This window comes from Rhizobium sp. NXC14 (assembly GCF_002117485.1).
Taxonomy (GTDB): Bacteria; Pseudomonadota; Alphaproteobacteria; order Rhizobiales; family Rhizobiaceae; genus Rhizobium.
This window is the reverse complement of record NZ_CP021032.1, coordinates 642,087-656,293: the sequence shown is the minus strand read 5'-3', so window position 1 is coordinate 656,293 and position 14,207 is coordinate 642,087. Positions and strand designations below refer to the sequence as shown.

Sequence of the window (14,207 nt, the reverse complement as noted above, 5' to 3'; positions counted from 1 at the left end):
TTCCTATCGCACCTCGAATTCCGGATCTGTGGGAATCTGCATGGCGAGAGCGAGATGATTTGTCTGTGCGGCAAGGCCGATGATCGTCAGGAGTTCGCCATGTTGGGCATCGGTCATTCCGCGCGCCCGGGCGGCTGCGGTATGGGATTGAATGCAGTACTGGCAGGCATTGGCCGTCGACACGGCGATGTAGATCATCTCCCGCGTCAACGGATCGATGGCGCCTTCGACAGTCATGACCGATTTGAGCGTCTCCCACACCCGCTTGAGATTTGCGGGATCGTTTGCGAGAGCACGCCAGAAATTGTTGATGAAATCGGTCTTGCGTGTCGCCCTGATGTCATCAAACACGGCTTGCACGGCCGGAATGGCTGCCGCCTCTTGGTCCGACAGGAGTTTAACTGTTGCCATCGAAAGTTCCTTTCCGCGCGCCGGTCTACGGCCTCAAGCATCACTTGCTCGGCAATCCCACGCTGACGGCGGAACATACGAAGAAATGACAACGCCCGCCAGCCTCGCCTCCCGGCGAGGAAAATCGAAGATGGCCGTTTCAGGAAAACAGTCAAAATTAGAAATTATTGTCTACAGATTTTGTAGATTGTAAGGTTCCATAGCCCTGTCGACTTTCAACGATGAGATTTCGAACGCCCGATGAATCCTTCATCTGGCTCAAGCGACCTTCCGACTTCTTCCAATATCAACAGGAGATTTCCATGAGCAATCCGGTTCTCGTCAATCAGATCATTCCCGAGTCCGACGTCGTGCCGCTGACCGGCCGTGTCGGAGCCGAAATCAAGGGTATCCGCCTTGGTGGAGATCTTTCGGATGCAACGGTGACGGCCATCAATCAGCTTCTCTTGAAACACAAGGTCATCTTTTTCCGCGATCAGGGACATCTTGACGATTCCGCCCAGGAAGCCTTCGCACGCCGCCTCGGCGATCTTGTGCCGCATCCGACCCAGGGACCGGTCGCCGGCACGGCGTCCATCCTCAATCTCGATTCCAGCCGCGGCGGCGGCAGAGCGGACCAGTGGCATACCGACGTTACCTTCGTCGACGCCTATCCCAAATTCTCCGTCCTGCGCGGCGTCGTCATCCCGGCGGCCGGCGGCGACACGATCTGGTCCAATACCCATGCCGCCTATGAAAGCCTGCCGGCGCCGCTCAAACTGCTGGCGGACAATTTGTGGGCCATTCACAGCAATGCCTATGATTATGCCGCCGTTCGCCCGCGCGCCACCGCCGAAGAGAAGAAGCATTTCGAGGAAGTTTTCACCTCCACCATCTACGAGACCGAGCATCCGGTCGTGCGTGTCCATCCGGAAACCGGCGAAAGATCGCTGCTGCTCGGCAACTTCGTTCAGCGCCTTGTCGGCCTGTCGAAGAGCGACTCCGTAAAACTCTACGAGGTGTTCCAGTCCTACGTCACTGCCCCGGAAAATACCGTGCGCTGGCGCTGGAGAGCCGGCGACGTCGCGATCTGGGATAATCGCGCCACCCAGCACTATGCCGTCAACGATTATGGCGACCAGCACCGGGTCGTCCGCCGCGCCACGGTTGACGGCGATGTTCCCGTCAGCATCGATGGCCGCCGCAGCACAACCCACGTCAAGGCGGCCAAGCCGCAAGCCAAGGCGGCGTGATCGCACACATAGGAGTGTTGCCCGGCCCATGATGCGACAAGAGCTTTATGGGCCGGCCTTCGCAAGGGGAAATGAGCCGCATGCCCTACGAGAAGGAAAGCCTCTCGCTCGGCCGGGTCAGCGTTTCCGGGCGCAAGACCGCATCGAGATGCTCCTTCTGCATCAGGCCGCGCTCGAGAATGATTTCGTAGACCCCACGGCCCGAATGATGCGCCTCCAGCGCGACCTCCGTGGCATTGCGATAGCCGATATAGGGGTTCAACGCCGTCACGATGCCGATCGACTGCTCGACTGTCTGGCGCAGCCGGTCACGGTTGGCGGTTATGCCTTGAATGCAATTGGCTTCGAGCGTCAGGCAGGCATTGGTCAGGTGGCTAAGACTGCGGTAGAGACTGTAGAAGATCACCGGCTCGAAGGCGTTCAGCTGAAGCTGGCCGGCTTCCGCGGCCATGGTGATCGTCACGTCGTTGCCGATCACCTCGAAAGCGACCTGGTTGACGACTTCCGGGATGACCGGGTTGACCTTGCCCGGCATGATCGACGAGCCGGCCTGGCGCGCCGGCAGATTGATCTCGTTCAGGCCCGCACGCGGCCCCGAAGACAAAAGCCGCAGGTCGTTGCAGGTTTTGGACAGCTTGACCGCCACGCGTTTGAGCACGCCCGACAGCTGCACGAAGGATCCGCAATCCTGCGTCGCCTCCACCAGATCCGGTGAGGTCACCAGATCGACGCCGACGATATCGGACAGGCGCTCGCGCACCAGCGCCGCATATTGGGGATGGGCGGTGATGCCGGTGCCGATAGCCGTGGCGCCGAGGTTGATCTCGCGGATCAGCGAGACGGCTTCGGCAAGGCGCGCCTCGTCCTCCGCGAGCATCAGCGCGTAGGTCCCGAATTCCTGTCCGAGCGTCATCGGCACAGCGTCCTGCAATTGGGTGCGGCCCATCTTGAGGACGTCGGCGAACTCGACCGCCTTGGCCTCGAACGACCGGCGCAGGACGGCCATGGCATCGACCAGACGGTGAACGCCGATCCAGGCGGCGAGCTTCAGCGCCGTCGGATAGACGTCGTTGGTGGATTGCGAGAGATTGACATGCTCGTTCGGATGCAGGTGCTGGTAATCGCCCCTGTCATAACCCATGATTTCAAGCGCCCGGTTCGCAATCACCTCGTTGGCATTCATGTTGGTCGAGGTGCCGGCGCCGCCCTGAATGAGATCGACGACAAAGTGCTCGTGCAGCGCGCCGTCGCGAATCTCGACACAGGCGGCGATGATGGCGTCGGCGCGTGCCCGATCGAGAAGGCCGAGGCTTGCATTGGCCTGAGCCGCTGCCTGCTTGATCGCGGCGAGCGACGCAATCAGATCCGCCGATTCACGCAGGGTCTGACCGGTAATCGGGAAATTCTCCACCGCACGCAGCGTATGTACGCCATAATAGGCCGAGGCCGGCACGTCGCGATCGCCTATCAGGTCATGCTCGACGCGGATTTTCGCAATATCGGAGATAGTCATGGCTGGACTTTCAAGAAGTGGCATGCGCCCTGAGCTGCGGCGGCAGGCCGGAGAAGATGATGGGTGGAGACGCGGCGGAATGTCGTATCACGGATGTGTCATCGGGCCGAAGCCCCAGGACGGGAATCCTCTCCGTCCGGCTTCGATCCGCGCAGCGTGAACGGAAAGGAGACACCGCCGGTCGCGACACCCATCGTGTTCACGCGCTTGGGGTGATGGAAGGTCGCAAGCTGCTCGCGCAGTTCCGGCGAACCGATGCCCAGCTGGTCGAGGATTTCCGTCACGACAGCGTAGAGGATTTCGATGTTGCCATCCTCGATCTTGACCGAGATGCCGAGCGCCCCATCGGTTCCCAATCGCCTGGTGTCCTCCGAGGCGCGCACACCGATTGCGTAACTGGCATCGGCGCCGAGCTTGCCGATCAGCGCGCCCTTGAACGCGCGCATCAACACCGTGCAATAGCGCCCCTCGCCCGCGACCAGTTCAGGGTATCGCGCCATCGCCCGGAAAATGCGCGCCAGCGCTGCGTCTCGCCTCGACAAACCCTCCTGCACCTCGCCCCGATCCGCGGCCGAAGCAAGCTTGGCATAGAGGCGCGCCAGACGGTCCAACGGAAAGGCGGGCGTCGGCAGATTGCATCCGTCGATCCCCCACTCGACATCCTGCAGGTCCAGATCGCAGATCTCGGCGACCGTACGCTTCACGATCACCTGCATCGGATGATCCGGCAGGTGATAGTCGTCGGCGTCCGCGCCGATGGCCCGGGCGCCTGCAATCATTCCAACGTGTTTTCCCGAACAGTTGCTGCAGACCGCCGTCGGCGTATAATCCTGCCTGATCCAGGCGCGGTTCACGGTTTCGGACAAGGAAGGATGGCCGCCGCAACGAAGATCGGCCTCGTCGGCCTGGATCTTCGCCAGCATGGTCCGCGTCTGCGCGATGTGCCGCTCTTCGCCGCTGTGGGAAGCACACATCAGCGCCAGATCGGCATCATCGAAGCCGTAACGCTCGATCCCGCTCGTTTCCAGGATGGCGAGCGCCTGGGCCGGCTTGGCGGCAGACCGGGCAAGCGTCAGGCGCGTCGGGTTTCCCAGCGCATAAAGCAGCCGGCCTTCTGCATCGACGACCGCCGCATGGACGCGGTGACGGTTCTCGACGATGCCGCCACGGTCGGTGACGACGAAATCCTCACTCGGGATCATTTCTCTCTCCATTGAAGCGGCCCCGGCGGCATTCGGCGCCGAGGCAAGCCTTGCTGTCGCGCCGGTCAGGCCAGATCGAAACCGCCGCGATCGTCGCCTTGTTCGGCCGCGATCATGTGGATGCGCTCCCGCATCAGAAGCCAGCCGACCACCAGCGCCGGAATGATCAGCAGCAGCGACGCGACCGTGTAGGTGCCGACCGGATAATCCAGCGCCATCAGGATCACGACGACCACCAGGAAGCCGAGCGTCAGCACGCCGGTGTAGGGCGCGCCGAACATCCGGAATTCGGGCCGCGCCAGCTTGCCCTGACGCGACAGGTGCCACAGCTTGAGCTGGCACAGAACAATGACGCCCCATGCCGCGATGATGCCGAGCGCAGCGACATTCAAGCCGATCTCGAACGCTTCTGCCGGAACGACGGCGTTGAGCACGACGCCGAAGGCGGTCACGACAGCCGTCACTGCAATGCCGCCATAGGGCACGCCGGATCTGTTCATCTTGGCCAGGGCGGCCGGCGCCGAGCCCGAAATCGCCATGGAATGCAGGATGCGGCCGGTCGAATAAAGGCCGGCATTGAGCGACGACAGGACGGCGGTCAACACGACGAGGTTCATGACGACATCGGCGCCTTCAACGCCGATCTTGCCGAAGAAGGTGACGAACGGGCTCTCGCCGCCCTTATAGGCGGTATAGGGCAGCAGCAGCGACAGCAGCAGAACCGAGCCCACATAAAAGACCACAAGACGCAACACGACCGTCCGGATTGCTCGGGGCATGACCTTGCGCGCATTTTCGGTTTCGCCCGCGGCGGTGCCGATCAGCTCGATCGAGGCATAGGCGAAAACCACGCCCTGGATCACGACAAGCGCGGGCAGGATTCCGTTCGGGAACATGCCGCCGAAGTCGACAATCGTATTGAGCCCCGGAGCGTGGCCGTCGATCGGCGTGCCGGTCACAACGAAGTAGACCCCGACAAGCAGGAAGACGACCAAAGCGAGAACCTTGACGAGGCTGAACCAGAATTCCAGTTCGCCGAAAACCTTTACGGACAGAAGGTTCATGGCGAGAACGAGGACCAGCGCCGCCAGCGCAAAGACCCACTGATCGATCATGGCGATCCATGGAACGTAGGCCTTGAAGAAATTCATGTAGAGAGCCACGGCGGTGACATCGGCGACCGCCGTCATCGCCCAGGTCAACCAGTAGAGCCAGCCTACCGCGAAGGCGAGCTTTTCACCGTAGAATTCACGGGCATAGGAAACGAACGAACCGGAGGTCGGGCGGTGCACGATCAGTTCGCCGAGCGCCCGGAGAACGAGGAACGCGAAAAAGCCGCACAAGGCATAGACCAGCACAAGCGCCGGACCGGCAGCGGCAAGCCGTCCGCCCGCGCCCAGAAACAGCCCGGTGCCGATCGCTCCGCCGATGGCGATCATCTGGATCTGCCGCGGCTTCAGCGCCTTTTTGTAACCGAGATCCTCCTCTGCGAAAATCTGGCCATCGGCCTCGGTTCTGGTGGATTCCATCACTGTCATTTCTCCTCCCTCTCCTGGGTTCGGCAGCCTCCCCGGCCGCCCCTCCGCGCAGCTTCGACAACATGTCAATCTGCTATGCGGTCTGACAGGTTCAGCGAATAAATGGAAACGTACACCTCCGTCAAGCTCCTTCGTTCGAGGATGTGTATAAATGGAATTCGGTTCGCCCATCGGGCAGCTACCGATGCGGACGCAACGGTGTGTAGAAGGCTCCGATACGTTGGCGCCGCTTAGCGCGGTTCGGCGCCGATGATGCGATTGACCGCCGCCTCCACCTTTTGGAGATGGGTTTCCATGGCGGCCCGGGCTTCGATGTCCGAGCCTGCGCGGATGGCCTCGACGATTGCGCGATGCTCGTCGTTCGACTCCTGCCGCCGCGGCCCCAACACCGTTAGAAGGCCGGATTGCTGCGCCATCGCCTCCCGAACCTCATCGACGATATCGCGGAAGACGGCATTCTTCGATGCCGCAGCAATCAGTCCATGAAACTCCGAATCCAGCTGCACCCAGGCCTCGGTATTGTCCTCCTGCTCCATCTCGTCGCAAAGGCCAAGCAATCCGCACAGTTCGTCATCGTTTCGACGCAGCGCCGCCCAGCCGGCGGCCGTCACCTCGACGTGAGGCCGCGCCTCCATGAGATCACGCGCCGAATAATCGCCGTAACTGATGTCTCCGTCGCCGGCAGCCGCAAGCACATATGTGCCGCTGCCCGTTCGTGTCTCCGTCAGCCGCAAAATCTGCAGCGAGCGCAGCGCCTCCCGGACGATCGGGCGGCTGACGCCATATTTTGCAGCGAGCTTGGCTTCTGACGGAAGTTTCGAACCGGCGGCGAAACGGCCGGAAAGGATCAGGCTGCGCAATTCCTCGAACACAAGTTCCGAGGCGCTTTTGCGACTGAGGGTCGCGGAATCGGACAGCCAGTTTTCTAGATCGTTCATCGCTTGCATTCGATCGGCCGCACGGGACATCCGGGCGTAAATTTGAAATCATGCCTTCTGGGCAGTTCGCCTTTCATCGGTAATCCCGATGATGGAGCGCTTGACCTCCAGCAGGTGCTCTGCCATTGCCGCCCGCGCATCCTGCTCGCTGCCTGCAGCAACTGCCTCCAGAATTCGGCGGTGCTCCGCATTGGACCTTTGGCGCCGCCCGCGAACATGCTCGACCAGTTCCGACTGCGTCGAGAGCGCGCCGCGAACATCGGCGACGACTTTCCGGAAGATCGCATTGCCTGAAGCCTCCGCGATTTCTCCATGAAAGGCCGCGTCCATCCGCACCCATTTCTGGACATCCTCCTCCTCATCCATTCGGTCGCACAAGGATGTCAGCCGGGCCAGCTGCTCGCCCGAACGACGCAATGCCGCCCAGCCGGCTGCCGGGATTTCAATGCAGGGCCGCGCTTCCATCAGGTCGCGGGCGGAATAGGCGCCGCCGCCGAGCTGCCGCGCGGGGCTGTCCGAAACGATGAAGGTGCCCCGGCCGGTTCGGGTTTGCGTGAAGCCCAGCGTCTGCAGGGAGCGAAGCGCTTCACGCACGATCGCCCGGCTGATGCCGTAGCGTTCGGCCAGTTGCACCTCCGAGGGAAGACGGCTTCCGAGCGGCAGTTTCTGATCCACAATGGCCGTGCGGATATCTTCGAAGACCGCTTCGGCAGCGTTTCTTCGGTTGATTTCGTTCTTCTCCGACAGCCCTGAATCCATATCCCGCATCGAACGACGATGCGTGTTAACCAGAGAGCTGTCAAGCAACCGGACAGGTGCGAGCCTGCCTCGTGTGCGGCCTATGCGAGCCGCCTACCAGAGCTTCATATGCCGATTGACATCTTTGTAGAGCAGGTAGCGGAAGCGGCCGGGACCGCCGGCGTAGCAGGCCTGCGGGCAGAAGGCGCGCAGCCACATGAAATCGCCGGCTTCGACCTCGACCCAATCCTGGTTCAGGCGATAAACCGCCTTGCCTTCCAGCACATAGAGGCCGTGCTCCATGACGTGCGTTTCCATGAAGGGGATCACCGCACCCGGCTCCAGCGTCACGATATTGACATGCATGTCGTAGCGCACATCGGCCGGATCGATGAAGCGGGTCGTGCCCCAGCGGCCGTCGGTGTCGGGCATGGCCTGGATCGGATGGTCATCCTCATGCGTAAAAATTGCCGGCGGCGGCTCCAGCCCCTCGACTTCCTGGAATGCCTTCCGGACCCAATGGAAGATCGCCGCGGTCGAACCATCATTTTTGAGGCGCCAAGCCGAGCCGGCCGGAAGATAGGCGAAGGAACCGGCGCGCAGCGCATGGCTGACGCCCTCGAGCTCAACCGTCATGCCGCCTTCGACGACGAAGAGCACCGCTTCGGCTCGTTTGTCGGGCTCCGGCCGGTCGCTTCCGCCGCCCGGCTGAACTTCCATCACATACTGCGAGAAGGTTTCGGAGAAACCGGAAAGCGGCCGTGAGAGCACCCATGCCCGCGTTCCCGTCCAATGCGGAAGGAGGCTCGTGACAATATCGCTCATGACGCCGCGGGGGATGACCGCGTAAGCCGTGGTGAAAACGGCCTTACCGGAAAGCAGTTGGGTCTGCGGCGGCAGGCCGCCGAGCGTCGAAAAATACTCTGTCTTGTTCATCGGTGCGGCTTTCCAAGCATTTGTCTCCGCATCTGCTTTATGCGCCGCTGATCCGTTAGGCAACTCCCAGCCCGGACGAGCGCTCGGCCATGACCAGATGGCCCGGCCCGACCTCGCGATAGGAGGCTATCGGAGGGGCGTAGTCGACCGGGCGCATCGGGCTCTTGATCTCGTCGTTCGCCGCCATCCGCTTCTCGTGGCGGCGGTCGGGATCTGGCACCGGCACGGCGGCGATAAGCTTCTTGGTATAGGGATGCTGCGGATTTTCGAAGACGGCGGCGCGCGGGCCGATCTCGACGATCTCGCCGAGATACATCACCGCCACGCGGTGGCTGACGCGCTCGACCACCGCCATGTCATGCGAGATGAACAGGAAGGCGAGGTTGAGACTCTGCTGCAGATCCAGCATCAGGTTGATGACCTGCGCCTTGATCGAGACGTCGAGCGCCGAGACGCTTTCGTCCGCTACGATCACCTTCGGCTGCAAGGCAAGCGCGCGGGCGATGCAGATGCGCTGGCGTTGGCCACCGGAAAATTCATGTGGGTAGCGCGCCGCCATATCCGCGGACAGGCCAACCTTCACCAGCAGGTCGGCGACGACCTCCCTTGCCTGTTTCGCATTGCCCATCCGGTGTTCGAGATAGGGTTCGGCGATCGCAGCCCCCACCGTCATGCGCGGATTGAGGCTGGCGAAGGGATCCTGGAAGATCATCTGCACGGATTTGCGCATCTCGCGCAGCTCCTTCCTGTCGAGGCCGAGCACCTGCCTGCCCTCGACGAGAACGGAACCCGCCTGCGGCTCGATCAGGCGCATGATGGCTCGCCCCGTCGTCGATTTGCCACAGCCGGATTCGCCGACGAGCGACAACGTCTCGCCGGCATGAAGATCGAAGGAGACGTTTTCGACCGCGTGCACGCGGCTGGTCAGCCGGCCGAAAAGGCCGGAATGGATGTCGAAGCGCTTGGTGAGGTTCTTCACCTGCAGGACGGGCCTTGCCGCGACCGTATCGGCAGCCTCGGCGGGAATGTCCGATTCGCCCGTCGCGGTGTTAACCACGGGAAAGCGCAGCGGCCTCTGCCGGCCCTGCATCGAGCCGAGCACCGGCACGGCGGACAACAGCGCCCTTGTGTAGGGATGTTTGCCGCGGTGAAAGATATCGGCAGTGGCGCCGCTTTCCACCTGTTCGCCGCGATACATCACCACGGTCCTGTCGGCGATCTCGGCGACGACGCCCATGTCATGGGTGATGAAGAGAACAGAAGTCCCCTCCTCTTCCTGCAGCAGCTTGATGAGATCGAGGATCTGCCCCTGGATCGTCACGTCGAGTGCGGTCGTCGGCTCGTCGGCGATCAAGAGCTTCGGCCGACTGGCGAGCGCCATGGCGATCATCACCCGCTGGCGCATGCCGCCGGAAAAACGATGCGGATATTCGTCGAAGCGCGAGGCGGCCGAGGGGATACGGACCTTTTCCAGCAGCCTGATCGTCTCGGCCCTGGCATCGGCCTTGCTCATTGCGGAATGGCAGAGCAGCGCTTCGGAGATCTGATCGCCGATGGTGAAGAGCGGATTGAGCGAGGTCATCGGCTCCTGGAAGATCATCGCCACCTCATTGCCGCGCACCTGCCGCATCGCATGTTCCGGCAGGGCCAGCAGGTCGCGGCCGCCGAGCATGACGCGGCCCTCGATGCGGCTCGTCTCCGCCTGCAGCAGCCGCATGATCGAAAGCGAGGTGACGCTCTTGCCCGAGCCGGATTCGCCGACGATCGCCACAGTTTCACCGGGCGCGACGGTGAAGGAAACGTCGCGCACGACCGGTTTCCAGGCGCCGTCGACCAGGAAGGACGTGGTCAGCCGGTCGACGGAAAGAACGGGGCTCAATGTCTCGATCGGCAGGGCTTGGGCGTTGGCCATATCGGCTCCTCTTGCGGCGGATGAGAACGGCCGATCAATCCGGCCAGCGCAGCAATCCGTCGAAACGGTGCCGGCTGCGGTTTTCGATCGGTGTGGCGATGATCTCGTTGGAGGCGCGCGCCTTGTCGAGTTCCTCAGCGAGGCGGTTTGCGACGATGACCTCCTCGCCCGGATGCAGGTTGCAGGGGTCGAGATAGAAATAGCGGTGCTCCACCTCATGATCGCGCACGATGATCGGCGGACTGCCCTTGGCGAGCGCATCGGCCAGATCCCAGGCGGTGATATGCGCCTCTTCGGGATCGACGATGAGGCGCAGCCGATCGAGCGGATTGTTGGTCGGGTCGGGCTCGATCAGGGCGGTGACGCCCCGACGGCCGTCGAGCGTCTTCTTCCAGAGATTGAGATAGCCGGTCTCGCGCTCGCGGATGCCGGCATGATCGCGCCTTTCCCACGCCTCCAGCGCCGCCATGACGCCGAAGATACTTTCCTTGCCGACCTTCATGCCGCGGCCGATCCCCATATTCTGCAGGAAGGCGTGCCGCACCAGTTCCTTGCTGCCGGCGACGATGCCCGAGGTCGGGCCGCCGAGAAACTTGTGGCCGGAATAGAGCGCGATATCGGCCCCCTGCTCCAGGAAGGTCCTCAGGTCATATTCCGAGGCCGCATCGACGATGACGGGAATGCCCCTGGCATGGGCGATCTCGATAAATTCCTTGAGGTTCAGCAGGCCATAATCGACGACATGGTGGGAAACGACATAGACGGCAGCAGCCGTCTTGTCGGTGATCGCCCTTTCCATGTGGAAACGATGCGTCGAGGTCGCCTGTCCCACAAGCACCACCTTGCCGCCGGCAAGCCGGATCGCCTGGTCGACCGGCGCGCCGTAGCTTACCATATGGCCCATCTGCACCAGCACCTCGTTCCTCTCCGGCACGGCGTCCGGCAGTTTCTCGATCGCCAACAGATTGTCGCCGGTGATTGCGCCGGCGACGGCAAGCGAAATTCCGGCCGAGCAGGAGGCGGTGACGAAACCCGCCTCGCCGCCGGTCAGCCGGGCGATGACGCTGCTTGCCTTGCGCTGCAAGTCGTTAATTTCGACGAAGTGCGGCAGGATCGCTGTCATCGCCTCGATCGCCTGCGGAACGACGATCGAGGCGCCGAGGCTGGTCATCGTGCCGGACACATTGATGACGGGACGAAGGCCGAGCGAAGGTCTGATATCATCGGGCATGAAGATCTCCGGAAGTCTGGGAGGAAGGGCAGAACATGGCGCTGCCATGTGGCAGTGTCGAGCAGCCGGGGGAAGGATGCGTGCTTAAATAGAAAAAAGTCATCCGAAGACCACTCTAAACACGAAAACACGTTCAGCAATGCAGGGCGACGATGGCCTCGATCTCAACGGTGATATTGCCGGGCAGCGAGCCGAAGCCGACGGCCGAGCGGGCATGTTCGCCGGCTGCGCCGAACACGGCGATCAACAGATCCGAGCAGCCGTTGATGACGCTCGGATGATCCTCGAACTCGGGCACGGCATTGACCATGCCGAGCAGCTTGACCACCCGCCTGACGCGGGAGAGATCGCCAAGCGCCTCATGCATGACGGAAAGCAGGTTGATGCCGGTCAGCCGCGCATGCCGGTAAGCTTCCTCGACACCAACGCTGCCGCCGACCTTGCCGGCATGCAGGAAGCCATCGGCCTCGCGCGGCCCCTGGCCTGACAGATAGAGCATGTTGCCTTCTATCACATGCGTCACGAAATTGGCGATCGGCGGCGGTGGCGGCGGCAGCGTTATGCCGAGCGCGGCTAACCGTTGGTAAGGCGAGTTCTCGACCTTGCCGGCGGCGGCGGGGAACTGATTCACGCGAACTCCTGTCATGCGAATTTCGATTGGCGGATTTGGATTGGGCGACCTCTGGTCGGCGGATTAAAGGTCCTTGCGAAGTCTTGGATCGAGCATGTCTCTCAGGCCGTCGCCGACCATCTGCAGCGACAGCACCGAGAGGACGATCGCCACGCCGGGGAAAGCCGTCATCCAATCGGCCTGCCCGATATATTGCCGACCGGCAGCGATCATCGTTCCCCAGGTCGGCACTTCGGGGCTGACGCCGAGGCCGAGGAAGGAGAGGCCGGCTTCGGCAAGCATAGCGCTGGCAAAGAGGAAGGTGGCCTGTACCAGGATCGGCGACAGCAGATTGCGCAACACGTGTCGGGTCATGATATGGAAGGTCGAGATGCCAAGCGCCCTCGCCACCTCGACATAGGGCAGCTCGCGGATGACAAGCGTCGAGGCACGGACGATACGGGCAAGGCGCGGCGAGTAGACGATCGACAGCGCAATGATGACCGTCGTCAAGGACGGGCCGAGAGCGGCGACGAGGGCGATGGCGAGCAGGATATCCGGAAAGGCCATCATCGCGTCGATCAGCCGGGCGATCGGCGTATCGAGCTTTTGAAAGAAGCCGGCAAGCAGGCCGAGCGTCACGCCGATGGCGGCCGACAAGGCCACAACAGCCGCACCGACGAGCAGCGACAGGCGGCCGGCGAAAATCGTGCGCGAGAAGACGTCGCGGCCGAACTCGTCAGTACCGAAAAAGAAGATCTCGCTCGGCGGCTTCAGCCGGTTGACGATGGAAAGCTTCGACGGCGAATAGGGCGCGACGAGCGGCGCGAAGACTGCGAGCAGCACGAAGACCACCAGGATCAGCAGGCCGAAGGCCACTGTCCTGCGCTTCATGAGGCGGCGGACGAACTTGCTGCCTTCGCTTTCGACAGGTTTGATTGCGACATCCGCCATCAGTAGCGCACCCTCGGATCGACCAGCAGGTAGAGCATGTCGATCGCAAAATTGATCAGCACGTAGAGGGCGGCGATGACGAGCAGCGCCCCCTGGATGACGGGATAGTCGCGGCGCAGCACCGCCGAGACCACGAGATTGCCAACCCCGGGCAAGCCGAAGACGGTTTCGGTGACGACAGCGCCCGAGATCAGCACGGCGGCGGTCAGGCCGAGCACCGTCAGGATCGGGATCAGCGCATTCTTCAGAGCGTGCTTGAGGATGACCTTACGCTCGATTAGCCCCTTGGCGCGCGCCGTGCGGATATAATCGTCGCCGAGCACATCGAGCATCGAGGCACGGGTGAAGCGCAGGATCAGCGCCGAAGAGACGATGCCGAGCGCAAAGGCCGGCAGCGTCAGATGATACATCCGGTCGATGAAAGTCGAGCCCGGGCCGCCATAGCCGGAGACCGGGAAGAGATTGAATCGGACAGCGAAGAACTGCATCAGGATGAGACCGAGCCAGAAGCTTGGAATACTGGCGGCGAACATGGCGAGGGTCGTTGCCGCCTGATCAATGAAGGAACCACGCCGATAGGCGGCATAGATGCCGATCGGCAGGGCGATGATGCTGGCGATGGCAAGCGAAAACAGCGTCAGGAAGAAGGTCGGTTCGGCCCGGTCGACGAGTGCTACAGTGACCGGCATGTTGAGGAAGATCGACTGGCCGAGATCCCCCTTCAGCAACTGGCCGATATAATAGACATATTGCAGCCCGAGCGACTGATCGAGGCCGAGCCGAGCTCTCAGATCGGCAATATCCTGCGGCGTCGCATCGGGGCCGAGCATGACGGCGGCTGGATCACCCGGCGTCACGCGCACGATGACGAAGACGATCGTGACGACCAGGAACATCACGACGATCATGCCGAACAGGCGTTGGAGGATGTAGCGTATCATGAATGCCGGCCTTCAATCCCTTGCAGATGCGGCAGAAAAGATGACCGGTAC

The 14,207-nt window shown here is 62.2% G+C and carries 13 protein-coding genes; 1 reads left to right on the top strand and 12 read right to left on the bottom strand.

Annotation, left to right across the window (positions count from 1 at the left end; genetic code table 11):
- Window positions 1-3: 3 nt before the first annotated feature.
- Window positions 4-411: a carboxymuconolactone decarboxylase family protein gene (locus NXC14_RS27425; RefSeq protein WP_085781147.1), complete on the bottom strand. Its 408-nt coding sequence runs from the start codon at window positions 409-411 to the stop codon at window positions 4-6.
- 302 nt (window positions 412-713) lie between these two features.
- Between NXC14_RS27425 and NXC14_RS27420 the strand changes: the two genes are divergently transcribed.
- Window positions 714-1,643: a TauD/TfdA family dioxygenase gene (locus tag NXC14_RS27420; RefSeq protein WP_085781146.1), complete on the top strand. Its 930-nt coding sequence runs from the start codon at window positions 714-716 to the stop codon at window positions 1,641-1,643.
- Window positions 1,644-1,728: 85 nt separating this feature from the next.
- On the opposite strand, the gene aspA is transcribed toward NXC14_RS27420, so the two are convergent.
- From aspA to NXC14_RS27365, 11 genes are all read right to left on the bottom strand, one after another.
- The gene (gene aspA, locus NXC14_RS27415) at window positions 1,729-3,156 is read right to left on the bottom strand and encodes an aspartate ammonia-lyase (RefSeq protein ID WP_085781145.1); all 1,428 of its coding nucleotides are present in this window, start codon (window positions 3,154-3,156) and stop codon (window positions 1,729-1,731) included.
- Between the two features lie 98 nt (window positions 3,157-3,254).
- Entirely contained in the window at window positions 3,255-4,358 is a 1,104-nt protein-coding gene (locus tag NXC14_RS27410; protein ID WP_085781144.1) for an asparaginase, read from the bottom strand.
- 65 nt (window positions 4,359-4,423) lie between these two features.
- Window positions 4,424-5,896: an amino acid permease gene (locus NXC14_RS27405; RefSeq protein ID WP_085781143.1), complete on the bottom strand. Its 1,473-nt coding sequence runs from the start codon at window positions 5,894-5,896 to the stop codon at window positions 4,424-4,426.
- 230 nt (window positions 5,897-6,126) lie between these two features.
- Entirely contained in the window at window positions 6,127-6,834 is a 708-nt protein-coding gene (locus NXC14_RS27400) for a FadR/GntR family transcriptional regulator (protein WP_085781293.1), read from the bottom strand.
- Window positions 6,835-6,882: 48 nt separating this feature from the next.
- On the bottom strand, window positions 6,883-7,602 hold the full coding sequence (locus NXC14_RS27395) for a FadR/GntR family transcriptional regulator (RefSeq protein ID WP_085781142.1): 720 nt from the start codon (window positions 7,600-7,602) through the stop codon (window positions 6,883-6,885).
- Between the two features lie 84 nt (window positions 7,603-7,686).
- Complete coding sequence (locus NXC14_RS27390; RefSeq protein WP_085781141.1) at window positions 7,687-8,508, bottom strand: bifunctional allantoicase/(S)-ureidoglycine aminohydrolase; 822 nt, start codon at window positions 8,506-8,508, stop codon at window positions 7,687-7,689.
- Window positions 8,509-8,563: 55 nt separating this feature from the next.
- A complete protein-coding gene (locus tag NXC14_RS27385; protein WP_085781140.1) occupies window positions 8,564-10,420 on the bottom strand; it encodes an ABC transporter ATP-binding protein in 1,857 nt (618 codons plus the stop codon).
- Between the two features lie 34 nt (window positions 10,421-10,454).
- Window positions 10,455-11,651, bottom strand: coding sequence for an aminotransferase class V-fold PLP-dependent enzyme (locus NXC14_RS27380; protein ID WP_085781139.1), 1,197 nt, complete (start codon window positions 11,649-11,651; stop codon window positions 10,455-10,457).
- 133 nt (window positions 11,652-11,784) lie between these two features.
- On the bottom strand, window positions 11,785-12,297 hold the full coding sequence (locus NXC14_RS27375; RefSeq protein ID WP_085781138.1) for a RidA family protein: 513 nt from the start codon (window positions 12,295-12,297) through the stop codon (window positions 11,785-11,787).
- A 48-nt stretch (window positions 12,298-12,345) separates the two neighbouring features.
- A complete protein-coding gene (locus tag NXC14_RS27370; RefSeq protein WP_085781137.1) occupies window positions 12,346-13,215 on the bottom strand; it encodes an ABC transporter permease in 870 nt (289 codons plus the stop codon).
- Window positions 13,215-14,156, bottom strand: coding sequence for an ABC transporter permease (locus NXC14_RS27365; protein WP_085781136.1), 942 nt, complete (start codon window positions 14,154-14,156; stop codon window positions 13,215-13,217). The genes NXC14_RS27370 and NXC14_RS27365 overlap by 1 nt, the downstream gene beginning before the upstream one ends.
- Window positions 14,157-14,207: the final 51 nt, after the last annotated feature.